At 56.9% G+C, this 24,038-nt stretch carries 19 protein-coding genes and 2 pseudogenes; 11 read left to right on the top strand and 10 right to left on the bottom strand.

What is annotated here, in order from left to right; all coding sequences use genetic code 11:
• Positions 1–210 precede the first annotated feature (210 nt).
• The 4 genes from AB4O11_RS19415 to AB4O11_RS19400 all read left to right on the top strand — a co-directional run bounded on the left by AB4O11_RS19415 (position 211) and on the right by AB4O11_RS19400 (position 6,285).
• On the top strand, positions 211–726 hold the full coding sequence (locus AB4O11_RS19415; protein ID WP_007919523.1) for an Hcp family type VI secretion system effector: 516 nt from the start codon (positions 211–213) through the stop codon (positions 724–726).
• A gap of 130 nt (positions 727–856) precedes the next feature.
• Positions 857–2,932, top strand: coding sequence for a type VI secretion system Vgr family protein (locus AB4O11_RS19410; RefSeq protein WP_460127934.1), 2,076 nt, complete (start codon positions 857–859; stop codon positions 2,930–2,932).
• Positions 2,929–3,762, top strand: a complete 834-nt coding sequence (locus AB4O11_RS19405; RefSeq protein ID WP_158561672.1) for a DUF4123 domain-containing protein — start codon at positions 2,929–2,931, stop codon at positions 3,760–3,762. The genes AB4O11_RS19410 and AB4O11_RS19405 overlap by 4 nt, the downstream gene beginning before the upstream one ends.
• An 18-nt stretch (positions 3,763–3,780) precedes the next feature.
• Entirely contained in the window at positions 3,781–6,285 is a 2,505-nt protein-coding gene (locus AB4O11_RS19400) for a LysM peptidoglycan-binding domain-containing protein (RefSeq protein WP_460127932.1), read from the top strand.
• A gap of 79 nt (positions 6,286–6,364) precedes the next feature.
• Here the strand turns inward: AB4O11_RS19400 and AB4O11_RS19395 are convergent, their stop codons facing one another.
• Positions 6,365–7,441 (bottom strand): formylglycine-generating enzyme family protein, encoded by a 1,077-nt coding sequence (locus AB4O11_RS19395; RefSeq protein WP_460127930.1) that lies wholly within the window; start codon positions 7,439–7,441, stop codon positions 6,365–6,367.
• Positions 7,442–7,687: 246 nt separating this feature from the next.
• On the opposite strand from AB4O11_RS19395, the gene AB4O11_RS19390 reads away from it, so the two are divergent.
• Positions 7,688–7,909, top strand: coding sequence for a hypothetical protein (locus AB4O11_RS19390; protein WP_460127928.1), 222 nt, complete (start codon positions 7,688–7,690; stop codon positions 7,907–7,909).
• Between the two features lie 214 nt (positions 7,910–8,123).
• Here the strand turns inward: AB4O11_RS19390 and AB4O11_RS19385 are convergent, their stop codons facing one another.
• Both AB4O11_RS19385 and AB4O11_RS19380 read right to left on the bottom strand, forming a co-directional pair.
• On the bottom strand, positions 8,124–9,116 hold the full coding sequence (locus AB4O11_RS19385; protein WP_460127926.1) for a formylglycine-generating enzyme family protein: 993 nt from the start codon (positions 9,114–9,116) through the stop codon (positions 8,124–8,126).
• Between the two features lie 114 nt (positions 9,117–9,230).
• Positions 9,231–10,043: a VanW family protein gene (locus tag AB4O11_RS19380; RefSeq protein ID WP_460127924.1), complete on the bottom strand. Its 813-nt coding sequence runs from the start codon at positions 10,041–10,043 to the stop codon at positions 9,231–9,233.
• A gap of 224 nt (positions 10,044–10,267) precedes the next feature.
• Between AB4O11_RS19380 and AB4O11_RS19375 the strand changes: the two genes are divergently transcribed.
• Positions 10,268–11,077: a glycosyltransferase family 2 protein gene (locus tag AB4O11_RS19375; RefSeq protein ID WP_460090426.1), complete on the top strand. Its 810-nt coding sequence runs from the start codon at positions 10,268–10,270 to the stop codon at positions 11,075–11,077.
• 349 nt (positions 11,078–11,426) lie between these two features.
• On the opposite strand, the pseudogene AB4O11_RS19370 reads toward AB4O11_RS19375, so the two are convergent.
• The 7 genes and pseudogenes from AB4O11_RS19370 to AB4O11_RS19340 all read right to left on the bottom strand — a co-directional run bounded on the left by AB4O11_RS19370 (position 11,427) and on the right by AB4O11_RS19340 (position 18,793).
• Positions 11,427–12,012: pseudogene (locus tag AB4O11_RS19370) on the bottom strand (hypothetical protein).
• An 85-nt stretch (positions 12,013–12,097) separates the two neighbouring features.
• Positions 12,098–12,295 (bottom strand): hypothetical protein, encoded by a 198-nt coding sequence (locus AB4O11_RS19365; protein ID WP_093439111.1) that lies wholly within the window; start codon positions 12,293–12,295, stop codon positions 12,098–12,100.
• 10 nt (positions 12,296–12,305) lie between these two features.
• Complete coding sequence (locus AB4O11_RS19360; protein ID WP_460127922.1) at positions 12,306–12,548, bottom strand: hypothetical protein; 243 nt, start codon at positions 12,546–12,548, stop codon at positions 12,306–12,308.
• A gap of 194 nt (positions 12,549–12,742) precedes the next feature.
• A complete protein-coding gene (locus tag AB4O11_RS19355) occupies positions 12,743–13,810 on the bottom strand; it encodes a lipocalin-like domain-containing protein (RefSeq protein WP_460127920.1) in 1,068 nt (355 codons plus the stop codon).
• Complete coding sequence (locus tag AB4O11_RS19350) at positions 13,800–16,271, bottom strand: FtsX-like permease family protein (RefSeq protein WP_460131118.1); 2,472 nt, start codon at positions 16,269–16,271, stop codon at positions 13,800–13,802. Before AB4O11_RS19350 ends, AB4O11_RS19355 begins: the two co-directional genes overlap by 11 nt.
• A 213-nt stretch (positions 16,272–16,484) precedes the next feature.
• Positions 16,485–16,814, bottom strand: a pseudogene (locus AB4O11_RS19345) (ATP-binding cassette domain-containing protein); the annotation flags it as partial.
• 281 nt (positions 16,815–17,095) lie between these two features.
• Complete coding sequence (locus AB4O11_RS19340) at positions 17,096–18,793, bottom strand: sulfatase-like hydrolase/transferase (protein WP_460127918.1); 1,698 nt, start codon at positions 18,791–18,793, stop codon at positions 17,096–17,098.
• A 389-nt stretch (positions 18,794–19,182) separates the two neighbouring features.
• Here AB4O11_RS19340 and AB4O11_RS19335 point away from each other — a divergent pair, with 389 nt between their 5' ends.
• From AB4O11_RS19335 to AB4O11_RS19315, 5 genes are read left to right on the top strand one after another with little or no spacing between them, the layout of a single operon-like run.
• Positions 19,183–20,535, top strand: coding sequence for a UDP-glucose dehydrogenase family protein (locus tag AB4O11_RS19335; RefSeq protein ID WP_460127916.1), 1,353 nt, complete (start codon positions 19,183–19,185; stop codon positions 20,533–20,535).
• Positions 20,532–21,569: an NAD-dependent epimerase gene (locus AB4O11_RS19330; RefSeq protein WP_093439143.1), complete on the top strand. Its 1,038-nt coding sequence runs from the start codon at positions 20,532–20,534 to the stop codon at positions 21,567–21,569. The genes AB4O11_RS19335 and AB4O11_RS19330 overlap by 4 nt, the downstream gene beginning before the upstream one ends.
• Before the next feature lie 18 nt (positions 21,570–21,587).
• Positions 21,588–22,334: a sugar transferase gene (locus AB4O11_RS19325; protein ID WP_093439148.1), complete on the top strand. Its 747-nt coding sequence runs from the start codon at positions 21,588–21,590 to the stop codon at positions 22,332–22,334.
• Positions 22,334–22,981, top strand: coding sequence for a CpsD/CapB family tyrosine-protein kinase (locus AB4O11_RS19320; protein ID WP_093439152.1), 648 nt, complete (start codon positions 22,334–22,336; stop codon positions 22,979–22,981). The genes AB4O11_RS19325 and AB4O11_RS19320 overlap by 1 nt, the downstream gene beginning before the upstream one ends.
• 21 nt (positions 22,982–23,002) lie before the next feature.
• Entirely contained in the window at positions 23,003–24,028 is a 1,026-nt protein-coding gene (locus AB4O11_RS19315; RefSeq protein WP_093439157.1) for a polysaccharide biosynthesis/export family protein, read from the top strand.
• Positions 24,029–24,038 lie beyond the last annotated feature (10 nt).

Below are 24,038 nucleotides of genomic sequence, written 5' to 3'. Positions count from 1 at the left end.
GCGCAAGAAGTTGCGCAGTACTGCGCAACTTCTTGCGCACTTTTGCCTTGAGCGAGCGCTTTATTTCGCACAAGCGCCTGAAAAATCAGACAAACACCCCGGCCCGCATGGCCCGCACAATTGTTGGCACGCTCCTTGATAACAGTCAGGCACCCACCGGGCGATTTCGCCTCCCGGGCACCTTAAATTATTCCGCAAGGAGAGCACCCCATGGCAACACCAGCGTACATGTCGGTTACCGGCGAAAAACAAGGCCTGATCACTGCAGGCGCTTTCACCGCTGACTCCGTAGGCAACACCTACCAGGAAGGCCACGAAGACCAGGTTATGGTTCAGGCTTTCAGCCACGACGTGATCATCCCGCGTGACCCACAATCCGGTCAGCCAACCGGTCAGCGCGTTCACAAGCCAGTTGTGATCACCAAGGTCTACGACAAGGCTTCGCCACTGCTGCAAGCTGCTCTGACCTCCGGCGAGCGCATGAGCGAAATCGTTATCCAGTGGTTCCGTACTTCTGCTCAAGGTACCCAAGAGCACTACTACACCACCAAACTGGAAGACGCGATCATCGTCGCCATCAACAACAAAATGCACAACTGCCAGGATCCAGGCAACTCGCACTTCACCCACCTGGAAGAAGTGCAGTTCACCTACCGTAAAATCACCTGGACCCACGAAGTATCCGGTACTTCGGGTTCCGATGACTGGCGTGCTCCAGTCGTTTAATTACGGCTGATCGTTACAAGCATCGGCCAGCTCTGCTGGTCGATGTTGTTTTCGCCCTCCAGAATTTCGCGTAAGTTGAGCCGTTTTGCGGTCGTCGACTCACGCCGCTGTACAGCACGAGGAACAAGGGATGTTCGCGCCGGCCAATGAAACTCACTTTGCCCTGACCATCGAAGGTCTTTCCGCTGACTTTCAGGTATTCACCCTGCAAGGCCGCGAAGCCATCAGCCAGCCTTTTGTGTTCGAGGTGGAGCTGGTCAGTGAGCAGCCGTCGCTGGACCTCGAAACCCTGCTGCACAAACCGGCCTTCCTGCAACTGTCGCCCGACGGCAGCGGCATCCACGGCCAGATCTACCGCGCCGCGCAAGGCGATTCGGGTAAACGCCTGACCCGTTATTCGGTAACCCTGCGTCCGCAATTGTCCTACCTGGCGCATCGCGTCAACCAGCGCATCTTCCAGAACCTCACCGTGCCGAAAATCATCGGCATGGTCCTCGAAGAGCACGGCATCCAAAGCAACGCCTACGAATTCAAGACCGGTTCGATTTATCCCGAGCGCATCTACTGCGTGCAATACGATGAATCTGACCTGCATTTCATCCAGCGCCTGTGCGAGGAAGAAGGTATTCATTACCACTTCGAGCACACGGCGACGGCGCACAAACTGGTATTCGGCGATGACCAGACGGTGTTCCCGAAACTCAAGCCTGTGGCCTATCAACAAGACTCCGGCATGGTCGCCAGCGAGCCGGTGATCAAGCGCTTCGACCTGCGCCTGGAAACCCGCACCAGCCGCACCACCCGCCGCGATTACGATTTCGAAAAACCGCGCCTCACCCTCGAAAGCGAGAACCGCGGCGACGCCCTGCCCGACCTCGAAGACTACGATTACCCAGGTCGTTTCATCGACCGCGAGCGCGGCAAACACCTGGCCAAACGCGCCCTCGAACGCCATCGCAGCGATTTCAAACTGGCTGAAGGCAAGAGCGATCAACCGTTGCTGGTCAGCGGCCACTTCCTCGCCCTGACCGCGCACCCGAAAGCCAAATGGAATGACCTCTGGTTACTGACCGAAGTCCTCCACGAAGGCAAGCAGCCGCAAGTCCTCGAAGAGTCGGTAACCAGCGACACCACTGCACTCAAAGACGATTTCCATCAGGGCTATCGCAACCGCTTCCAGGCCACCCCGTGGGACGTGCCGAACCGCCCGCCCCTGCGCCACCCGAAACCGCGCATCCTCGGCAGCCAGAGCGCCGTGGTCACTGGCCCGAAAGGCGAAGAGATCCACTGCGACGAATACGGCCGCGTCAAAGTCCAGTTCCACTGGGACCGCGAAGGCGAAGCCGACGACAAAACCAGCTGCTGGCTGCGCGTCTCCAGCGCCTGGGCCGGCGCCCAGTACGGCGGCATCGCCATCCCACGCATCGGCATGGAAGTGCTGGTGACCTTCCTTGAAGGCGACCCCGATCAACCGCTGATCAGCGGCTGCCTGTACCACAAGGAAAACACCGTCCCCTATCCACTGCCTGCGAACAAGACCCGCAGCACCTTCAAGACCCTCAGCTCGATGGGCGGTGGCGGCTACAACGAACTGCGCATCGAAGACAAAAAAGGTCAGGAACAGATCTACCTGCACGCCCAGCGCGACTGGGACGAAAACATCGAGCACGACCAGAAAATCCGCGTCGGCAACGAACGCCACGACACGGTCGAGCAAAACAGCTACAGCGAATTCAAGGCCGAAGAACACCACACCGTCTACGCCGACCGCAAAGTCGAAGCCCGCGCCAACGACCACCTGACCGTCGGCGTCAATCAGCACATCAAGATCGGCACCGGCCAGTTCATCGACGCAGGCCAGGAAATCCACCTCAGCAGCGGCATGAAAGTGGTGATGGAAGCCGGCAGCGAGCTGACCCTGATCGGCGGCGGCAGCTTCATCAAGATTGATGCTGGTGGTGTGACCATGAGTGGGCCGGTGATCAATATGAACTCCGGTGGTAGCCCGGGGAGCGGCACGGGGGCGGCGCCGTTGTTGCCGGGGCCGTTGAAGCAGGCGGATGCGGATAAAGCTGGGCAGGTCGTGAAACCCTCCCTCGGCTCCTTCAAGGTTCAGTCAAAAGCTGGCGTGTTACTACCGACCCCGTCATGTCATCTGGATGCGACAGGTTGCTGCCCTATTCACCAACCGGGTGCGTCAGCATGATTGTCTCCATCGCGTCACCCTTCGAACAGTCTGCCGCATCCGGTGTTATGTGCCTGATTCTGGATCGCAGTTTTGATACGGATCTATTGAACCACCTGTTTCAAGATGAAGCATATTTCCGGCCCGAATGCATTCCACTGTTTACTAACACACCGTATGCCGACCTGCAGCCCGCGGGCCCCTATGTGGTCGTGTACCCGGAAAAACAATCAGCAGCGACCTATGCCAGTAAGTTACTGAAACAGTTCGACGCTGGATGTGTTGCTTGGTTAGAAAGTCCCTCCTTGCTGGATCAGGCTATTGAACACTGGCGCAGCCTGCTGACAGTGAGAACCGATGAAGACCCGCTGCAAATGATGCGTTTTTTTGATCCGCGCTGGATGGAGCCATTACTGCTTTCGCTCAGTGAACCCGAAAAAGCCCAGTTTCTCGGACCATTCAGCGGTCTCGCATGGAGAAACGAGATCGGCTGGCGGTATTACGCCAAGTCGCCCCAAAGCCAGAAGAATGTGGCTCAGCCTCCCGCTTGGTTGTACCTGAGCCCGGAGCGTCAGGCGTTGATTGAGCAGAACCGGTTGAAGGTCATAGCGACCCGCTTTGCTACCGACTACCACGAAGTTTTACCCGCAGAAGGCAGCATCGAGTTCGTTTACCGCCAGTTACTGGCCGGAAGAGACCAGGGCTATGACCAAATGGCTGATCAAGAGCGATGGCTTCGTTTAGCCATCCAACGCGGGGACAGCTTCTGGGATAGCCCCCCCGCCGCCGAATTGCTAGCACATGAAGACATCGCACTGGGCGACAAGCTGACCCAACTGGAAAGTCTGTAATCACAAGGACGACGAGCAATGAGCAACACTTACACCGTTAAGAGCGGCGACACTCTTGGCAGCATTGCCGCCGCCAACAAATGCTCTGTGGCTGATCTACGGGCCCTGAATCCGATCATTACCGACCCCAACCACATCAAGATCGGTTGGGCGTTGAAGTTGCCTGCGGCCAAGAGCCTGCCAGCGCCCAAGCACGCCGATAACCAGAGCACAACGGCCGTCAAAGGTGCCGTCGAGTGCAAGGACGAACTGGTCGATATCATCCATATCACCGGTGAAAAGCACTTCTACATACTGACGGAAAAAGAGTCGAACGCACTCAAGCAGCAGTCCGACCTCGTCAAAAAACTGATGGATGAGCTACATCAAAATCTCGCCAGCGCGACCGAAGCCAGCAAGTGCGCCAAACACAAAGATCCTCAGGCTTCTTGCTCCTGCACGAGTTGCGTTAAAGACAAGTGGAACGCCAAGGCAGAAGAAGCCGGCCTGTTACAGCGCTCCCCTCCCGTGGAGGCAAAACCGAAAACCGTCATCGAGCGCAAGGAAGATCTGCAGGGCCAACTGGCGACCGTGCAAAAGGCCCGCGATTGGTATAACCGTTACACGCCCCAGCCGGCCTTTGAAGGCAACTATCTGGAAACCAATTGGGAAGGCTTGCGAGACAAAAAGGTCGCCGAACTGAACGCCGAAATACAATCGCTGCGGACCCGGATCGCCGCGCAAGGCAAAGCCGAAGCTGGCGACAGTTCCACCAGTGCTAACGGGGCGGCCCCTGACATCAAACATGGGAAGGGCCAAGGCACTGATATTCAGAAGGGCAAACAGATAAAAACCGGTATCACTCCGGTCGAATACATTTCCTTCCGTGATCCGACCCGGCGTCACTACATCCCGGTTCGGGATCGGGAGCGGTTCACATGGAGTGTCAAGGTCCCTACCACAGTGATGCAAGGCAAGCCGTTCGATAAAAATCTTGCCAAAACGCTGATCAAGGATATCCGGACGGCTGTTTCCGATGGCCGCAAAACCAGCCCGCTCGGAAGTCTGGAAGCCAAGCTCACCTCATGGACGAGCAAAGAGGACAATTTACTCAACGCACTCCACAAAGAGTGCTCCTGGACCTCCAATGAGGCTGACTCGGCGATATACGCAGTCTCCGCTGAGGCTCACGCCTTTCGCTTTGCCGCCACCGCCAGTGCAGGGATCAATAGCTGGGAACCAGGCAAGGGCAATGTCGAAATCGGCGTCAAAGGCAGTGCGGCGATCTCATTGGCCGAAGGCTCTGCAGCGATAAAGGGTTTTTTCCCCGACCAGGGTGGGTATGTGGTGCGCATGCCTTACCGCAATGCCGAAGGTAAGGAAGTCGTCAGCGATATCGGTGTCTTCCGACTCGAAGGCAAGGTGGAGTTGTCGTGTTTCGTTGGAGCAACGGCGCAAGGTCAGGCCGGTGTCAAAGCCCAATACAAACCAAAGGAAGCGGAAGCCTCCGGTGCGACCGCTTTTCTAAGCACCCCCGATATTGCAGTCGACAAACGACGCGGCGGCAGCCTAGGGGTGAAGGGTAATGCTTTCGCCGGCGTGCAAGGCGGCGGCACTTTGACAGGCACATTGAAGTGGCTTGATTCGACCAAACTAGGGGTAGGAAAAATCGTCGCAGGACAGGCAAACGATAGCGGCAGCACTGATTGGTCGAGCCTGGTTGAAATCAAGGCTGAAGGGAATGTGGCTCTGGGTATTGGGGCGGGTTTTGATTTTGGTATTGAGATCAGTGCAGACCGTTTGGCGATCAACTGCAAAGCCAGCCTGGTTTTTGGACCTGGAGCGGGTGGTGGTTTCGGTACTTCTGTGGACCTTGAGAAGATTGGTGATTTGATCTATGTGTTCTGCAATGCTCTATCTAAAGCAGACTTCCACTACCAGTTGGCGGTAACGAAAGACGCTTTCAATTATATGGCACAAGGGCTTTTCAGGATCACGACGCAGCCCGGACAAATCGCGCAAGAAGCGTTCTCGAAGGGAGCTGAAAACATGAGAGACTGGTGGGCCGATAGAGAAGGAACTAAGCAGGAAGCGCAAAAACTGGCGACATACTTGCTAAAAAACCAGTCAGTTATAGTTAACAAAAAGAGAATCCCACTCAGCAGCTTACCGCCAGAAACAATCGGCCCCATGGTGTATCTATTAACTGAAAGCTTTGTAGAAAGCTGGGCAGAAGAGCAAGAAAAAGCAGTCGTACTTTTATTATCCCATTTGCGCAGTTGGCGGCATTTCATTGAGGTCTTAGAACACTGCTCAAAAGATGGCAGCAAGGTCAACTCCATAAACAGTCTAAACCGTTTAAATATGCTTCTTGACGGGGCAGAGCAACAGCAATTCAATAGCTTTATTAAAACCTTAGCCGTAAACACTGATACATCGGCATTGGATTATGGAGCACTTGCGTGGAGCCCAGGCCCTTCATGGCGGAAAGAAAGAACACTTCTCGCAGCAAAACGCAGTGATCACTTCGAAGGCCTTGTTTAAGCAAAGGCGCCAAAGGCGCCTTTAAAATATCTAAATAAAAACAGCCAGCTCTAAATACACAGAAAGACTTACCATCATCCTATAATTTTTGATCTGACTGGATAGAGCAACGAAAGCTTGTTCCGCCAGAGTATCGATCACTGGACGGATCTACTGCCCAACGACGAACAAGCGGCGCAGAAGATAATGGCGCCTCCAAAACGGTTGACCCGCGCCGAATTCGTTTGAGACCAGTGCTTGGGCCTTTGGGGTTTTCTAGAGGGGAGTTCTCATAGTAGTCTTTGCTGTACCAGTCATTTACCCAGTCAGTCGAATTTCCAGCAACGCCATAAATACCTAATGGGCTTGGAGCGAACCTACTAATCGGAAAATTATTCCCCTCATCATCAAGTGGAAAATTCTTCCCATAATCAAGACTTCCGCTATCAGTTGGAAAAAGTATATGCTGCCCTCTATTACGGGCCGCGTATTCCCACTGTGCTTCTGATGGCAAATCAACAGCGTACGCGCTTAATTCTCCAAGCCATTCACAGTAGTCTTTTGCCTGCTGCCAACTCTGAGTCGGAGCTGGCAAGTCCGGTTGGTAGCGAAACTTTAAATCCTCACGCTTACGTTTTTCAGCGTCAAAAAGAGGCAACCCTTTTGCAGTAAAAAACACATCAAATTCACCCAGCGAAACCTGGAACTTTGAGAGGTAGTATGAGGTGAGCGTGACAGGATGAACAAAATCATCATCACCATTACGACTGATATTACAAAGCTGCTCCGGCTCCTGCCCACAGGGCCAGGCACACACATCCTTTTCGTCGTATTCGCAAGCCCAGCCGAAGTCCCCCATATCAAACTGGCCGCCTTCGACGAACACCATATTGTCGATCGACTGCACAACCGTTTTGAGCACCTTGTCACGCATTTCGCTGGATAAGGCAGGATATTTCGTCTTGATCGTCGTCGCGATGGACGCCACCTTTTCAGGAGAGAGGCTCTTGCTGCTAGGTAGGGGACCGGATTCGGCCTCGCAGCCGACCAGGAACAGCATGGCTGGCAGGGCAAGTACAAACTGACGTAACACAGGCAATATCCTTATAGGGTGCGTCAAAGTGTAAACTTTACCATTCCCTACGATGACAACAAACTGCTGAAACGGGCTGGGCATGCTTACCGAAGCTCCCCCTTTGGCAGGCGGAGACTTTTGGTCGCCTCCTGAGGTGGCAAGCTCTATCGATGACTGCGTTTTGTCCTGCACATGCATGGCAAGCTCACCCAGCTCACCCAGCTCACCAGTGCCCCAACAGCATTCCGCAAGCACCGTGAAAAGACCACGCTTTCTCGAAATTAAGCGTCGCGTGCCTCCGAATAAACCCAAAATAACCGACACCGCCACTTTGCCGGAGAAGTAAAAGTGCTAACCGATGAACAAGCTCGCGTATTACTCAAAGAGCTGATCGAAGAATATCTCAAGGAAAACGACCCAGGTTACGACCATATGATCGAAGTCGTTGAGAATCCATCGCGGCAAATCCCGTTCAGAGGAATACTTGAAGGCATTCTACGTTACAACAAGGTTCAGCGCACCCAGCAAGAACTTGAACTGATGAATGACCTTTTGTACATGTTTGAGTAAGTCAGCCCATCTTTGACAATCAAACTACGCGCAGATTACAAGCATCCAGTTGTAGTAAGCACTCGAAAGCCGACGGAAGCCGTCGGGGACAGACTACGTTTTCGTTCTTCTAGCATGGTCTACCCGCGAATTACTCTGTAATCGCTGCAAAAAGAAGCGACTTATATGACGGATCAGCTTAAAAAAACGCACTCAAGGGCGCCCTTAATCAAGCCTACAATGGTGCACTTGTTTGAATTGCACACCGAAAACCAGTATCACTAGCATGATATTTCTGCACGGGACTTGTAGCCCAACGACGGATCATTGGTGCAGAGGATAAAGGCGCTTCTAAAACGGTTGAACCGCGTCTAATTCTTTGAGTTCCAGACTCTGGGCCTTGCGGATTTTCAAGCGGAGAGTTTTTGTAATAATTATCATCATACCAGTCACTAACCCAATCAGTTGAATTACCCGAAAGCCCATATATTCCTAATTGGTTAGGTGCAAAGCGACCGACTGGGAAATTATGCTCTTCGTCTTCGATAGGAAAATTCTTTCCATAATCCAAGCTACCAGTATCAGTCGGAAATAATAAATGCTGCCCTCGACTGCGAGCGGCGTACTCCCACTGAGCCTCAGTAGGCAAATCCACCACATAACCGCTAAGATCGCCTAGCCATTGGCAATAGTCGTTAGCTTCCTGCCATCTTTTAGTTGGGGCAGGCAAATCAGACTGATAGAGAAATTTTAGATCCTCGCGCTTTCGATACTCCTCATCATAGAGCGGTTCACCATTGGCCACGAAAAACAGATCAAAATCCCCCAGCGTAGCTTGGTATTTCGAAAGATAATAACTGCTCAATTTAATCGGATGGACGAAATCATCATTGCCTTTGCTACTAATATTACAAAGCTGCTCCGGCTCCTGCCCGCAAGGCCAGGTACAAACATCTTTCTCGTCATACTCACAAATCCAGCCAAAATCCCCCATATCAAATTGCCCGCCCTCAACAAAAACCATATTGTCGATCGACTGCACAACCGTGTTGAGAACGTTGTCACGAAGCTCGCTGGAAAGGTCAGGGTATTTCGTTTTGATTGTCGTCGCGATCGAGGCCACCTTTTCAGGGGACATACTTTGACTGCTGGGTAAAGAACCCGATTCTGCACCGCATCCGGTGAAAAGCATCGTGCTTGCCAGGGCTAACGCATACGGACGTATCACTAAAAATTCCTTATAAAGTGCCCGAAAGGCAACGGCTAACCCGCATAAAAACCACGAAAAGCTGAAGAGCAACAGTCACATCATCAAAGCTGAGGCCCCGCATTCACAATGCATCTACTCAACCAGTTCCCCCGCCACGTCATACTTCACCACAACCTGATTCCGATAAAGCCTCTCCCTTTCCACCAACTGCCCCACCTGCCCTTTTTCCCTGACCTCTCGCCAAATCTCGTTCTCGCGAAACACCCTGCTGCCCTCTCGCACAAACCGGTGTGCCTCCTGGAACACGTGATAGCGATATTCCCTCACCCGATCACACAACAACTCCCCTTCGAGTTGTGTCTCTCCGACGTTCAACTTCAGCTGAAAGCTCCGATCCGTCGGGTTGTGCAGCACCAGATCAACGTAGTTGTAGAAAATCGCCGCCCCGGACCCGAACGGCAGCACCCGCCCCTCATCTGGAAACGGGTCGAAGCTGTGGTTGGAGCGCTCGACCACCACTAGCGGTGAATGAATCGCCATCCAGTGAATCAGGTTGCTCAGTTGGCAAATGCCGCCGCCGACCCCGCGTCGTGCCTCGCCGAATGACAGTTCCATGCCTTCAACGTAGCCTCGCTTCAACGTCGGACGGCCGACGAGGCGGCAGAAGGAGAAGTGTTCGCCGGGGGCGATGATGACGCCGTCGATGGCGGCGACGGCGAGTTTGAGGTTGATGACTTTGTTGTGTTGCAGGGCGAGGTCGGAGTTGCCGAGTTTGCGGATGAGTTTCGAGGTGTGTTTGAGGTAGCGATATGGCAGACGCTCGGCTGCGGCGACGGGGCGTGCGTAGCGTTTGCTGGAACAGTGCCAGGCGATCTGGCGGAACAGTCTTTTTTGCCACACGCGCAGCCAGTACAAGGCCGGGTGGTAGAGGGAAAGAGGTTTCATCCGTGACACAACGGCGTGCGCCGTTTCTTCCTTGAACCGTGAGAGGGGCGCGCATTTTATCCGCTTATGACCGGCAGCACCCCATGCATTTCATTAGACCAGCAGCCTCTCTTCGGCATACATCTACCGTCACATCCGCAAATTAAGGTTCGACTAAGGTTGCCTCGCTACGATCGCGGCAACGAAACCCTGTTGTCCTTGAATCGCAGATGAGTCCTTCCGACATGAACGCGTTTGATTTACCAGCCCAGCCAGCGTCGAATTTCAGCCTTGTCTTGGTAAATTACAAAACCCCGGACATCACCCGAATGTGCCTCGAGCTTTTGCGTGAGCACGTCCAGGAGCAGCGCATTCCGGTGTGGGTGGTGGACAACGATTCGGCGGATGCCAGTCTCGATTACTTGCGTTCGCTCGACTGGATCAACTTGATTGAACGGCCTTCCCCGGGCAAGGAAATCGGCCATATTGCGCACGGCAAGGCGTTGGATCTGGCACTGGAAAAAGTCGACACCGATTATTTGTTTCTGTTGCACACCGACACCTTTGTCTACGACAAGGAAGTGTTTGCGATGATGATGCGTGAATGCACGAAAAAACCGGATATGGCCGCAGTCGGTTGTGTAGAACAACTCAATCGCGGGGTTGTTCGTGACACTTGGCGGTTAACTTCGCGTTTCTGCAAGCACTATGCTCGTAAAGCGAAAGTGCGTCTGGGTCTGCGTTCGAAAATGCCAAGACCCTACAAAGAAACTCATCTGAAAAGTTTCTGCACATTGTGGAATGTCCGTCTGATGAAGTCCCTGGGCCTGCACTTCTGCATGGATGAGCAGGTGCCCGGTTATGCGCTGCAAGATCAAATGAGCAGCCTGGGCTATGGCATCAAGTTCCTGTCACCGCGCAAGATTTTCAGCTATCTGGATCACATTCAGTCCGGAACCGTCGCGGCGGCGGGCACCTACGGGGTAAATCACCGCAGGACAAAAATGTATCAGGCCACGCTGAAGCGCTTTCAAGGGGCAGCTAGACACAACTGAAGCGCACACCTCGGTCTAATTCACAGCAAACAAAAAGGGCGACTATCAAGTCGCCCTTTTTGTTTGCAGAAATTGTATACATCCACTCCGAAGAGGTGTTCGCCCAGTGTAATGGCCTGGCAATCCATGCACCGGTAAAGAGCCCTGACACTGGGCGAACGGGTAGGATTTTAATAGAAGTTGGCGCTTATGTCCTCATTCTTGAATATGAAATTTATGTACGGAAACGTTAATAGATATTTATCGGCGATTCCTTTCATTAAACTTTCAATGAGGTCAAACCACACTAATAGTATGACTACTCTCATACAAAAACTGTACAAGAGCAGTCACCCTGTAGAGTTAAAGCTCAACTTTCGTGTTGACTGGTCACTTTTAAGATATCGGTGTAAGTGACAATAACGCTCTGCCCTTCTTTCAGATCTTTCAGCTTGGCTTGAATTTCAGGCTGTTTCACGTCAAGAACTTTCGATTGACCTTGCGGGTTTTGCAGGGTCACCTGATTTGTCTTCAAATCAATTTTGGTGATTTTCAACTGCACCTGAACCTGACGATACGCCTCGCCACCGGGGTTATCGCTGCCCGGAGCCTTACGCAACTCACCAGTACGTTCGGTGGTACCAGTGCAGACCTTTATCCACATCGGTGTCGAGGTAAGCGGCGACAGAACGCTGCACCTGGATGGTGACCTGATCGCCGGCCTCGAGATTGTCGAGGTTTTTCGCCTTGTCGCTGAGCTGAACGTGAACCGGCTTGCCTTCGGCACCTTCCAGCACAACTTGATGGTTGGCGGCATCGACGGAGATCACTTTGGTGGTGACCTTATCCGCCTCGATGGAAGCGGACAGCGGAATATCGGCAGCGAAGGCGCCGAAGCTGGTGGCGGACAGTACGGTTGCGAGGGTGATGGCCTTGGCCAGTGCGTCGAGCTTCATAATCAATACTTTCCCTGTGATGAATGGCAGCGCTCGCCGCCGAATTGGCTTCGGCGACGAGCGTGCCACTGAGCATAGACGCAGTTCAGGGCTTGGCTTTGGTTTGTGACGGCGAGCTTTGTTGCTTGGCGGTGTCCTGCGCGGTGGATTCGCCACTGGGCGTGCCTTTGCCATTGTTTTCACGCTGTTTCGGGTCGGTGGGCCGCAGGGCGTCGTTGTCGCGTTCGGTTTCGCCCGGTGGACGGGGTTCGTCGGGGTGTTCGCCTTGGGTGATGGGTTTCATGGGGTTGTCCTCAAGCTTCGGGGTCGTCGAGTTCTCGGGCGACGTTGATCGCGGGTGAATCCTTGTGCAGGTCGTTGGCTTTGGCGCGCAGGATCTGCCATTGCTCAAGGTCGATGGCGCCTTGGCCGAGCAGGTCGTCGGCGATGCGTTGCAGATCGAAGTAATGTGCGTCGGGGGATTGCTGCCAGTAGGTCTGGTCGTCGAACAGGCGTTGCCAAGTGGTCATGTCTGGAGGTTGCAGGTCGTCGCTCATGGGGGAGTCCTCGACGGCGTTTCGCAAAGGTGTGAGAGATATTCGGTAGAGGGGTTGAGAAGTAGCGGAGTTCCAGCCAATTTCTCTGTGGTGTCTGGGCGGGCGCTTTCGCGAGCAGGCTCGCTCCCACATTTTGATCTCGGTCAGATCCGGATTCTGCGCCCGTTACAACTCACAGTTTTTACGAGGCGCTTTCAGTACCCGGTCATTTCCAGATAGCCTTGGCCGGGATGGCTGCCGCTGATGTGTACCGGGCCTTCCCAATAGGGAATGCGCAGGTTCATCCAGGCGTTGGGGTTGAGCGCGTCGAGGCTGATGTCGAGGTGTTTCTCGGGGATGCTGATCGACCATTTCACCGGCATCGCCCGGCCGGCGACCTTGGCCGTGGTTTGCGGGGTGAGCTGGATCTGCGAACTGCGCAGTGTTTGCGTCTGGCCGTCGGCAGCGATCCACGTGCCGGTGAGATACGGCGCACCGTCCTTCTGACGCATGCGGTAAAGCATCACGTGTTCGCCGCTGTCCAGGTGCAGAGAGAACCAGTCCCAACCGGTTTGATTGGCAGTCAGCGGCTGGCTGCTCCATTCGCGATCGAGCCATGCGGGGCCGCTGACGGTGTAGCTCTGGCCGTCAATCTGCAACGTGCCGTTGGCCTGAAAAAACGGCTGACTGTAGTAATACGACGCCTGACCTTCTTCGGATTTCTGGCTGAAACCCTTGTCGCCCTGCAACACCAGCGGGCGGTTGGAAGTCAGGTGCAGTTGATAGGCGAAGTCCTTGTCGCGAGCGCTGAGTTGCAGGTCGCTCAGGGGATCCTGCGCCTGACTGGCAAACCGCCAATCATCGATCCACGCCTCGAACGGCGCCAGTTGCACACCCGCCTGCCCCACCCCGCCTCGGGCGTAACGTTCGGCGGCGTGATGCACCGTGCTCGACGTCACCGCCGCATGCCCCAGCCAGATCGTTTGATTGCCCCACCCTGCCGTCTCCGCCACAGGTTTTAAAGCGCTGCGAAACAAGGTCCACTGCACGCCGAATTCATTGCCCTGCTGATCCTTGAGATTGGCGGTGACGTACCACCACTCAATGCGAAAGCCGTCATGCGCCCCGTGATCTGCGGGAAAACTGAACACCCGCCCCGGCACCACCGGCGTAAACGCCATCGCCTGATTGCCCATCCCGGCGAAGCCCTTCTGCTCCGGCGCCGATTGATCGCAACCGCCAAGCAGCAGCAAAACCAGGAGCACAAAGCGGTTAATCCTCATGGGCAAACGTCCTCAACAGGTCCGCCGGTTGCGTGCGGTACAACGAGTACAGCGGCCATGCCGACGCCAGCAATGTCGCCAGTAACGCCAGTCCCATCAGTTGCAGCAATTGCCATGGGAATATCCGCAACGGCAACCGCCAACCAAACGCCTGAACGTTGATCACCGCATCCAGGCACCACGCCAATGCGATCCCCAGCGGCAACGCTAACACCAGCGTCAGCACCGCCAACAGCCAGGTCTGACCAAGATTGAGCAGCATCAATTGCCGCCGCGTTACGCCCAACGCCCACAGCGGTGCGAGTTGTCCGAGGCGACTCTGGCTTTGCGTCAGCAGGCTGATGAACAGCGCCACACCCGCCACCGCCAGGGTCAAACTGTTCAACGCCGCCGTCGCCGCAAAGGTCCGTTCGAAGACTTGCACCGACCAGCCCTTGAGCCGCGCCTGATCAACGATGCGACTGTCATCGAGTTGAAAACGCGTCTGCAATGCAGCTAAAAATCCCGGGATGTTCTGCGGTTCGATGCGCAGATTGAAACGGTTCGGCGTCAGTTGCGGCCAGCCGCGCAACAGGTGGTTGATGTTGACCAGCAAATGCCCCTTGGGATTGCCGTAGTCGGCGTAGATGCCAACGATGCGCGGCGACCATGGGCCATTGGGTGTCGGAATCGCCACGTGTTCACCCACGTGCAATTTCAGGCGCCGGGCGATTTGCTCATTGAGCATCACCGCATCATCCGTCGCGAGATGCGCCCACGGATCGCCGCCAACGGCATCGAGCAGCGGCCAGTGCTGACGATAATGAGCGTGATCGATGACGCCGAACACTTCGGCCGGCCAGCCCTGCAGCGTCACCGCGACCTGCCAGTTGGGCAGAATCGCCGCGATGTTCGGCTGCTGCTTTAGCCAGCTGTACATTTCCCGCGACTGTGCCGGATTGCTCGGGTTGATATACAGCTCGGCGCTCAGGCGTTGTTCGAGCCAGTCATCGAAGGTCTGGCGAAAACCGGCGGTCATGCTGCCGGCACCGATGTTGGCGGCGAGCGCCAAAAGCAACGCCATCAGCGCCAGGCTCAGTGCCGGCAATTGCTGACGACAATCGGCGAGAAACCACTGCCCCAGCACCGAGCGACTGCGCCCGAGCAACTGATTCAACAACGCGCTGAGCAACACCGGCAAAGCCAACGCGGCGCCGATCAGCAACCCGGCCATCAGGACAAAACCGCTGGCCAGACTGTCACCCCAGATCAACGCCACCAAGGCCAGCAAACCGAGCACTGCCGCCAGCCAGCCTTGTCGGCGCAGCCAACGCGCATATTGCTGATGCCAGGCTTGCGGATCCGCCACGGCCAACAACGGCAAACGGGCGGCGCGCAGCAGACTGTTGGACCCGGCGAGCAACGCGCCGAGCAGGCTCAAGCCGATGCCGCTGAACCACCACCACGGACTGAGGCGCAACTGCCCCGCCACTTCCGCGCCATACAAACCGCGCAAGCTGGCGGCGACGTCCGGCAGCAAGACACTCGCCAACCAATAACCGCTGATCACACCGAACAATCCGCCGATCAGCGCCAGCACACCCAGTTCGACGATCAGACACACGATCAACATCCGCGCGCTGACCCCGCAGGCGCGTAACGTACGCAGCAGACCGCGTCGTTGCTCAAGAGCCAGGCCAATCGCGGCGTGGACGATGAACAAGCCCACCACGAATGACAAAAACCCTAACGCATCGAGATTCAGGTGAAAGCTCTCGGTCAGTCGCGTCAGATTGTTTTCCTCGCCGCTGCTTTTGAGCTGCAGCAGGCCTTTGAATGAATCTGGCAGCTCGGCGTGGAAATCCTTCGGCAGCAATAGCCGCGACAATTGCCCGGGTTGTTCCAGCAGCGTTTGCGCGACGCCGATGTCCACCAGCAACAGGCCAGGTGCCATGTCCTTTTGCGCGAGCAACGGTGGCAAGCGCAGCCCATTAGCCGTTTGTGGTGTGTCGCCTTCACGCAGATCCAGTGCCTGCAAGGTTTCCGGAGAAATCCAGGTAGTGCCGGGGGGCATGAAGAACTCGACGACACGCTCAATCGGCAGCGCCTGCCCGGCCACTGCGGAATCGGCCGGCAATGACACCGGCTCGATGCCCATCAATTGCAGGCGCTGATCTTCATGGCCCTTGAGCAGCAACCGCCCCTGCAGCAGCGGAGACACCGGCCAGCCCTGTCGGCGCAGGTCAACGAACCATTGCTGCGCGAACGTCGCGCCGTTCGGCGTACTGAGACTGGCCTGAGGTTCGCCGCCGATCAACTGGCTGGCCCGCGCGTAGCTGTCACGCGCCTGACTGTTCAGCGCCTCGACGCCAGTGAGCAGACTGGTCGCCAGCCACAAGCCGGTGAGCACGCTGAAGAACTGCACCGGATGACGCCGCCAATGGCTGAGCAGCGCGCGCAGGGTCTGGCGGAAAACGATCACGTCAGCCGCCCGCTGGACAACACCACTCGCTGCGCCAGTGCGCGCCGCGACGCGCGGGCTGTGGGTGACCATCAACAAGGTGGTCGGGGTGTCATCGAGCAATTCCAGCAACAGCCGCAGGACTTCGTCGCTGGTGGCTTCGTCGAGGCTGCCGGTGGGTTCATCGGCCAGCAGCAACTTCGGCTGCGACGCCAATGCCCGGCCCAAGGCGACCCGCTGCTGCTGGCCACCGGAAAGTTGCTCGGGATAACGCTTGAGCAAATCGCCCAGCCCTAAGCGTTGAACCAGATGCGCCTGCCATCGTGGTTCATGACGCCCGGCAAGACGCGCCTGAAACGCCAGATTGTCCTCGACGCGCAAACTGCCGATCAGGTTGAACTGCTGGAACACCAGACCGATTTCCGTCCGCCGCCAGTTCGCCAGTTGCGCTTCGTTCATCGCCTCAAGACGATGCTCGCCGCTGCGAATGCTGCCGCTGTCGACTTTGTCGAGACCGGCCACCAGGTGCAGCAAGGTGCTTTTGCCACTGCCGGATTCGCCCATCAGTGCCAGGCTGGTGCCGGACTCCAGCGTCAGGTCGACGCCTTGCAGCACCGGCAATGGGCCTTGCGGGGTGAGATAGCTTTTGAAGACGTTTTCAACACGAAGCATGCCGCCACCTGATCGGTCAGTGTGGGGCAAGGATAGCGGATGGCGATGACCGACTTGAACTCAGCGTTGAATTGACCGGCCCCTTCGCGAGCAAGCTCGCTCCCACAGGTTGATCGCATTTCAAAGGTGGGAGCGAGCCTGCTCGCGAAAGCGTCAGCCCAGCCAACTCAAACTTACTGCCCCGCCGCCACACTCGTCGGCGCCTGCGACGGCGTGACAATGCTGCCCAGATCAATGTGCTTCCACTCAGGCTTGGCCCCCAACCGTGCATTGAAGCGGTAGTTGAAGGTGAACTCATCCGCCGTCGCGACACTCAGTGGCTTGCCATAAACAGCCTCGATCCCCGCCAGGTCATAGCCCATCAACTGCAGCAACGTCGGAAAGATGTTGTAGTGGCTGGAGCGATCCTTGTTCGCCGCCAGTTGCGCCGACCAGTCCAGTGTCTTCAGATCGCTGCCCTGAATCACCACCAGCGGCACCAGCCCTTCCTCCTCCACCGGATCGCCACCGCAATGGGTGTTCAGGCCCGGATTACCGCGCTCATGTAAATCCTGACCATGATCAGAGGTATAGATCAGCAACGCATTGTTCAGATTGGCCTCGGCGAACACCCGCGCAAAGAATTCGCCGACATTCCACAACACAGTGTTCTTGTAGGCGTTGCGGTACAGTACCCAATCGTCTGGCTGACCGTTGAAACCTGTGCGTTCACCGGTATCGGCCACCTCGGTGAACTGCCCGCGCGGTAAGGTCGGGCGATAGGCCATGAACGCATCCGGGTATTTGTCGTGCACCGGAAAGTGCGCGCCGACCTTGTTGATCACCACCAGCTCTGACTGGTCGTCGTTGAGCAATTCGATGAGCTTCGCTGCCGCCGCCATGTCGCGATCGCGCACGCTGGTCTGGTCGAATTGCACAAACTGGTCGATGTCCTTCTTCTCGGTATCAGTCATCAGGTTCTGCAGATTGCCAGCCGTGCGCTGGGCATCGATGTATACCGTGCGCAGCCCAGCCTTCTTGGCGTACTGCCAGATCGACGGCAGTGTGCTGTTGATGCGCATGTAGTCGGCGCGGGTGCCGCCGTAACGCAGGGTCACGTTAGTGTCGGCGCTGCAATTGGCGATGGACGCAGCGTAGCCATAATTGAAGATGTCGACACCGGGATGCGCCTGCTTGAGGTTGCTGTGCACGCCGAACGGCGCGTTGATGTCCAGATAATTGCCGGAGATGCTTTCATCGATGATCAGCACAATATCGTGACCGACGGCTGGCGAGGTGCGCGTCAGTGTCACTGGTTCGCGCGGGCCGACGGTGTTGTGCAGGGCTTCATAGGCAAACAGGTTCAGGTAGGCCAGCGGCGTGTACATGATCGGCAAACCCCGCGCGCCCTCGCCCGCACGCAAGAACAGCACCGCACTGAGCAGCAACACGCCGCACAGCGGCGCCGCCACACGTAACGCGTTGGGAATCGCCAGGCCGTGGCGAGGCTTCAGACCGATGCCGAACAGCAACAGCAAACCACTGAGGGCGCCGTGCAGGATCGCGTCTCGATACTGGTACGCCGCTTCCTGGATGAAGCCGCCGGAATACACCAGCGAGACGAAGCTGCTGTAGCTCAGGTAATCCGCCGTGACCCGGGTGTAGACATCGAAAAACACCGCGGAGGCGAACATCACCAATGCGAATGCATGCCGGATGAGACTCTGCCGTATATAGGCCGTTAGATATAACGCTAAAGTTAGCGCCAAAAACATCGCGCCAAAAAGAAGTACAGCAAAACCGAGGCCGATAGCATTTAACCGCTCTATGTAATATTCGACATAAAGCAGAAAATAAATAATTAAAAGCAATTCTTTCGCATATCTGAACATGGCGATACCGGTCTTGCAAAACGGCGGAGAGTCAAAAGCTTGTCAATCAGAATCTGACACTAGCACCCGGCCATCAAAGCGCAAGAATTGACTGCCTTTTGTAAAAAGCGTCAAAAAACCGATGACTCAAATCTGACACACATCAAACCCCAGAAGCCTTTAAATTAAAGGCTTACGACCGTTTATCGCTTATTTTGAATCTGAACAAATCTGCAAAAAACCAACAAACTCAATCGCAGCAATGACTTGATGGCCAATCGCCAAAAAATGCTCAAGTGTTATACAGATGCAACATGTCATTTTGCTGACACGCTTTGCAAACCCTGCGCTATACCCCATTTACAGTCTTCTTCCGAACTTCTTCTTTTCGCTCTATCGAGGGTGCGCAGATGGACGTGAGCGTATTTGGCACGGGCTATGTTGGATTAATACAAGCCGCCGCACTTGCAGATGTCGGTCATCGCGTTTTATGCGTGGATATTGACCCAAACAAGATTAAACAACTGCAACAAGCGGTGCCGCCAATTAGCGAGCCAGGTTTGTCCAGCACTCTTGAAGAGAACATCAAGGCCGGCCGTCTGCTGTTCAGCACCCAGGCCAGCGATGCGGTCGAGCATGCCGAACTGATCTTCATCGCCGTCGGCACCCCGGCCGATGAGGATGGCTCTGCCGACCTCAGCCACGTGCTCAACGTTGCCCGGCAAATTGCCTCGCACATGGAGGCCGATCGCACCTTGATCATCAAATCCACGGTGCCCGTGGGTACGGCGGATCAAGTGCTGGCCACCGCCAACAGCGAATTGCAGCGCCGCGACAAGGCAGGTCTGACCGTACGGGTGGTCTCCAACCCTGAGTTTCTCAAGGAAGGCAGCGCCCTCGCCGACTGCATGCGCCCGGACCGGATCATCGTCGGCACCCGCGACGACCAAGCCCGTGAGCAAATGAGCGAGTTATACGCGCCGTTCTGCCGCAACCACGAAAAACTGATGTTCATGGACAACCGCAGCGCCGAACTGACCAAGTACGCCGCCAACGCCATGCTCGCCACGCGCATCAGCTTCATGAACGAACTGGCCAACCTCACTGAACTGCTCGGCGCCGACATCGAAGCGGTGCGCAAAGGCATCGGTTCTGATCCGCGCATCGGTTACCACTTCATCTATCCGGGCTGCGGCTTCGGTGGCTCATGCTTTCCCAAAGACCTGCGCGCCCTGCTGCACACCGCTGAACACAACGGCATGCCGTTGAAACTGCTGCGCAGCGTCACCGACGTCAACGACCTGCAGCGGCACATACTCTTCAGCAAACTGAAAGCGCAATTCCCGCAAGGCCTTGCCGGTAAGTCCATCGCGATCTGGGGCTTGGCGTTCAAACCCAACACCGATGACATGCGCGAAGCGCCCAGCCGCTACTTGATGGATGCGCTGTGGGCCGAAGGCGCCAGCGTGCAGGCCTATGATCCGGAAGCGATGTCCGAATGCCGGCGCCTCTACGGCTACCGCAACGACCTGCACCTGTGCGCCACCCGCGACGACACCCTGGAAGACGCCGACGCACTGGTGATCTGCACCGAGTGGAAAAACTTCCGCGTGGTCGATTTCGAGTTGCTCGCCGAAAAGCTCCGTTCGAAGGTGATCATCGACGGCCGCAACCTGTACAACCCGGAACAAGTGGCTGCCGCCGGTTTGCATTACAGCGGCATCGGCCTGCGCCACATTGCCCCCGAAGGGCTACGGCCATGAAGGTGCTGGTCACCGGTGCGGCCGGTTTCATTGGTGCCCATTGCGTGTTGCGGCTGCTGCGCGACGGGCATTCAGTGGTCGGTCTGGACAATTTCAACGCCTACTATGACCCGCAACTCAAGCACGACCGCGTGCAGTGGGTGCGTGAGCAGGCCGGCGATTTCCAGCTCGTCACGGTTGACCTGGCCGATGCCTCGGCCATTGACGCGCTGTTTGTCCGCGAACGGCCGCAAGTGGTGATTCACCTCGCCGCGCAAGCCGGGGTGCGTTACTCGCTGGATAATCCCAAGGCGTATCTGGACAGCAACCTCAACGGTTTCCTGAATATTCTCGAGAGCTGCCGGCATCACCCGGTCGAACACCTGATCTACGCGTCATCGAGCTCGGTGTACGGCGCCAATCAGCACACGCCCTACTCTGTGAAAGACGGCGTCAATCACCCGCTGTCGCTGTACGCCGCGACCAAGAAAGCCAACGAGCTGATGGCGCACAGTTACAGCCATCTGTTTGGCATTCCCTGCACCGGCCTGCGCTTTTTCACCGTGTACGGGCCTTGGGGCCGGCCGGACATGTCGCCGATCCAGTTTGCCCGGGCGATCAGCGAAGGCGAGCCACTGAAGCTGTTCAACTATGGCGAGCACCAGCGCGATTTCACCTACATCGACGACATCATCGAAAGCATCGCCCGCCTCACCGAATGCCCTCCGCACGCCGACCCGCACTGGGATCGCGAGCTGCCCGACCCGGCCAGCAGCATGGCGCCGTGGCGGCTGTTCAACATCGGCGGGCAGCACCCGGTCGAGCTGAAAACCTATTTGGCGCTGCTGGAAAAACATCTCGGCCAGAAAGCCATTGTCGAGCTGCTGCCGCTGCAACCGGGCGACGTGCTCAACACTTGCGCCGAGGCCAGCGACCTGGCCCAAGCCACCGGGTTTCAGCCCCGGATCGAGCTGGATGAGGGGCTTGGGCGATTCATCGCCTGGTTCCGCGACTACTACCCCACTGCCTATCGCCCACGCGCCGCTCGCGGCTGAATTAATGCGGAGGACTCCATGACTGGACATGAGAAAGGTGTGCCGATCCAGGAAATGCGCCGTGACAAGCGCGTTGACCCCGAGCACCGAATGCGTCTCGACGCGGCAATCCATCGCCAGGGTCGCGGCTGGTTCACTGGCCGCGACGGCGGTCGCCCATGGCAACTGTCACGCACCAATCGCGTGGTCGCCTGCCTCGGTGCGCTTATGATTCTGGTGCTGATCTCGCCACTGCTGCTGGGTCTGGCACTGGTCATCAAGTTCAGCAGCCCAGGTCCGGTGATGTTCGTGCAAAAGCGTACCGGTTACCGCGGCCGCAAGTTCGGCATGTACAAATTCCGCACCATGGTCGCCAACGCCGAAGAATTGAAAGAGTCGCTGCGTCACCTCAACAAGCACGGTGCCGACGCCATCGATTTCAAAATCGACCACGATCCGCGCATCACCCGCATCGGCGGTTTTCTGCGGCGCACCAGCCTCGATGAACTGCCGAACCTGATCAACGTGGTGACCGGTGACATGCGCCTGGTCGGCCCTCGCCCGACCTCGTTCAACGCTTACCGCTACAAGGACAATCACCTCGCCCGTCTGGCGATCTACCCCGGCATGACCGGCCTGTGGCAGATCTCCGGACGCAGCAATATCGACTTCGACCAGCGCGTTGAGTTGGACCTCAGCTACATCGCCGAGCAGAGCCTTTTGCTTGATCTGAAGATTCTGTTGAAAACCCCCTTCAAAGTATTCAGCGGCCACGGAGCAAGCTAATGGACGGTTCAACCAACAAAAGCCTGAGCATTGCCAACCCCAGCGAATCGAACCTGACCTCGACCGTGCTGGATCTCGACCTGCGGATCCTGTTCCTGACCGCCGCAAATCCCGGCGCCGGCACCACCACCAGTGCCTTGGCGCTGGCCAGCCAACTGGCGCAAATGAGCAGCGGCCAGGTGCTGCTGGTCGATGCCAGCCAGTCGGCGAGCAACCTCACGCAGCAGCTGAACCTGAGCAAGGAGCGCGGCCTGCGCGACTTGCTGTTCAACCCGGACAACCCGCCGCTGTTGCAGGACTGCGTGGTGCAGGTCTCGAGCCTGCCCTTCCACGTGCTGCCCAATGGCCGGCCGATCCGCACCATGGAGCACCTGACCGCCGAGCGCCTGAGCCCGTTGCTCGATCAATTGGGCAGCCAGTACCGCTTCGTGGTGATCGACGGCGACGCGGTGTATTCCGCTGCCGACACGCTGGTCATCAGCACTCAGGTCGACGGCGTGGTGTTTGTCGTACGCGCCGAAGACACCCGCTGGGAAGCCGCCCAGGCCGCCGTGCAACGCCTGACTCAGGCCGGAGCCAAAGTGGTCGGTAGCGTGTTCAACCGGCGCAAGTACTACATGCCCAAATGGCTTTACAAAAACCTCTAAGCGAACGCGAAGGATGACGCCATGAACGCCAAGATTCTTGTGCTGCTGATGCTGCCGCTTGCAGGCTGCTCGAGCACCTCCGAAACCCAGAACATGCCGGTGAATATCCTCACCGCCACCCCGGCCAACGCCCAGGCGACCGATATGCCGAAGATCGAGCAGACCCTGCGCCCGCAGGACGTGCTCGACGTGATCTTCCATATCAGCACCAGCGGCTCGGACGCTTACCGCGTGCAGTCGGGTGACCAGATCGGCCTGAACTTCACCGCTGCCAGCCAGCTCAACGGCAATCAACTGGTACTGCCCGACGGCACCATCGAACTGCCGGGCGCCAACACCTCGGTGAAAATCGCCGGGCTGACCAGCGATCAGGCACGCGAAGAAATCCAGCGCGCCTATCAGCGCAAGCAACTGTTCCAGCCCAACCGCAATCAGCTGACCGTGCAAATCATCAGCCCGCTGACCAATGAGCAAAACCTGAAAAGCGCGCTGAACCACCCGGCCACCGGCATGAGCCGCGAGATCACTGTCGGCACTGACGGCTACGCGAGTTTCCCGGAAATCGGCGCCGTGCCGCTGCAAGGCATGACCGTCAATCAACTGGAAACCTTCCTCAACCAGAAATACGCGCAACTGCCGGGCCGGATGACCGTGGACGTGCTGCTGAAATCCACCGCCGGCAACGAAATCTATGTGCTGGGCGAAGTCGGTCAACCAGGTTCCTACCCGATCCGCCGGCCGGTGTCGGTGCTTGAAGCACTGACCCTGGCCCGTGGCACCAACGTCAAGGCGCGCCTGGATTCGGTGGTGATCATGCGGCGCAATGGCAATCAGGTGCAGGCGGTGCATTACGACGTCGAAAAAGCCTTGTCCGGCGATGCCTCGCAGATCGCTTACCTGCAACCGGACGACATGCTGTTCGTGCCAAAAACCAAACTGGCCAGCGCCGGCGAACTCGCCCGCCAACTGGCCGATGTGGTGCTGTTCCAGGGCGTCGGGTTCAGCTTCGGCTACCGCGTCGACAACAAAGGCAGCAACAACAACTGACTCTCAGGTG

This window comes from Pseudomonas sp. H1_D05 (assembly GCF_054682705.1).
This window is presented reverse-complemented; position numbering and strand designations above follow the sequence as displayed.

What these genes read in the sequence shown, in the direction of transcription:
- AB4O11_RS19415 (WP_007919523.1), top strand. Translation starts at nt 211, where the DNA reads ATGGCAACACCAGCGTACATGTCGGTTACCGGCGAAAAACAAGGCCTG.
- AB4O11_RS19410 (WP_460127934.1), top strand. Translation starts at nt 857, where the DNA reads ATGTTCGCGCCGGCCAATGAAACTCACTTTGCCCTGACCATCGAAGGT.
- AB4O11_RS19405 (WP_158561672.1), top strand. Translation starts at nt 2,929, where the DNA reads ATGATTGTCTCCATCGCGTCACCCTTCGAACAGTCTGCCGCATCCGGT.
- AB4O11_RS19400 (WP_460127932.1), top strand. Translation starts at nt 3,781, where the DNA reads ATGAGCAACACTTACACCGTTAAGAGCGGCGACACTCTTGGCAGCATT.
- AB4O11_RS19395 (WP_460127930.1), bottom strand. Translation starts at nt 7,441, where the DNA reads ATGCCCAGCCCGTTTCAGCAGTTTGTTGTCATCGTAGGGAATGGTAAA.
- AB4O11_RS19380 (WP_460127924.1), bottom strand. Translation starts at nt 10,043, where the DNA reads ATGAAACCTCTTTCCCTCTACCACCCGGCCTTGTACTGGCTGCGCGTG.
- AB4O11_RS19375 (WP_460090426.1), top strand. Translation starts at nt 10,268, where the DNA reads ATGAACGCGTTTGATTTACCAGCCCAGCCAGCGTCGAATTTCAGCCTT.
- AB4O11_RS19365 (WP_093439111.1), bottom strand. Translation starts at nt 12,295, where the DNA reads ATGAAACCCATCACCCAAGGCGAACACCCCGACGAACCCCGTCCACCG.
- AB4O11_RS19360 (WP_460127922.1), bottom strand. Translation starts at nt 12,548, where the DNA reads ATGAGCGACGACCTGCAACCTCCAGACATGACCACTTGGCAACGCCTG.
- AB4O11_RS19355 (WP_460127920.1), bottom strand. Translation starts at nt 13,810, where the DNA reads ATGAGGATTAACCGCTTTGTGCTCCTGGTTTTGCTGCTGCTTGGCGGT.
- AB4O11_RS19340 (WP_460127918.1), bottom strand. Translation starts at nt 18,793, where the DNA reads ATGTTCAGATATGCGAAAGAATTGCTTTTAATTATTTATTTTCTGCTT.
- AB4O11_RS19335 (WP_460127916.1), top strand. Translation starts at nt 19,183, where the DNA reads ATGGACGTGAGCGTATTTGGCACGGGCTATGTTGGATTAATACAAGCC.
- AB4O11_RS19330 (WP_093439143.1), top strand. Translation starts at nt 20,532, where the DNA reads ATGAAGGTGCTGGTCACCGGTGCGGCCGGTTTCATTGGTGCCCATTGC.
- AB4O11_RS19325 (WP_093439148.1), top strand. Translation starts at nt 21,588, where the DNA reads ATGACTGGACATGAGAAAGGTGTGCCGATCCAGGAAATGCGCCGTGAC.
- AB4O11_RS19320 (WP_093439152.1), top strand. Translation starts at nt 22,334, where the DNA reads ATGGACGGTTCAACCAACAAAAGCCTGAGCATTGCCAACCCCAGCGAA.
- AB4O11_RS19315 (WP_093439157.1), top strand. Translation starts at nt 23,003, where the DNA reads ATGAACGCCAAGATTCTTGTGCTGCTGATGCTGCCGCTTGCAGGCTGC.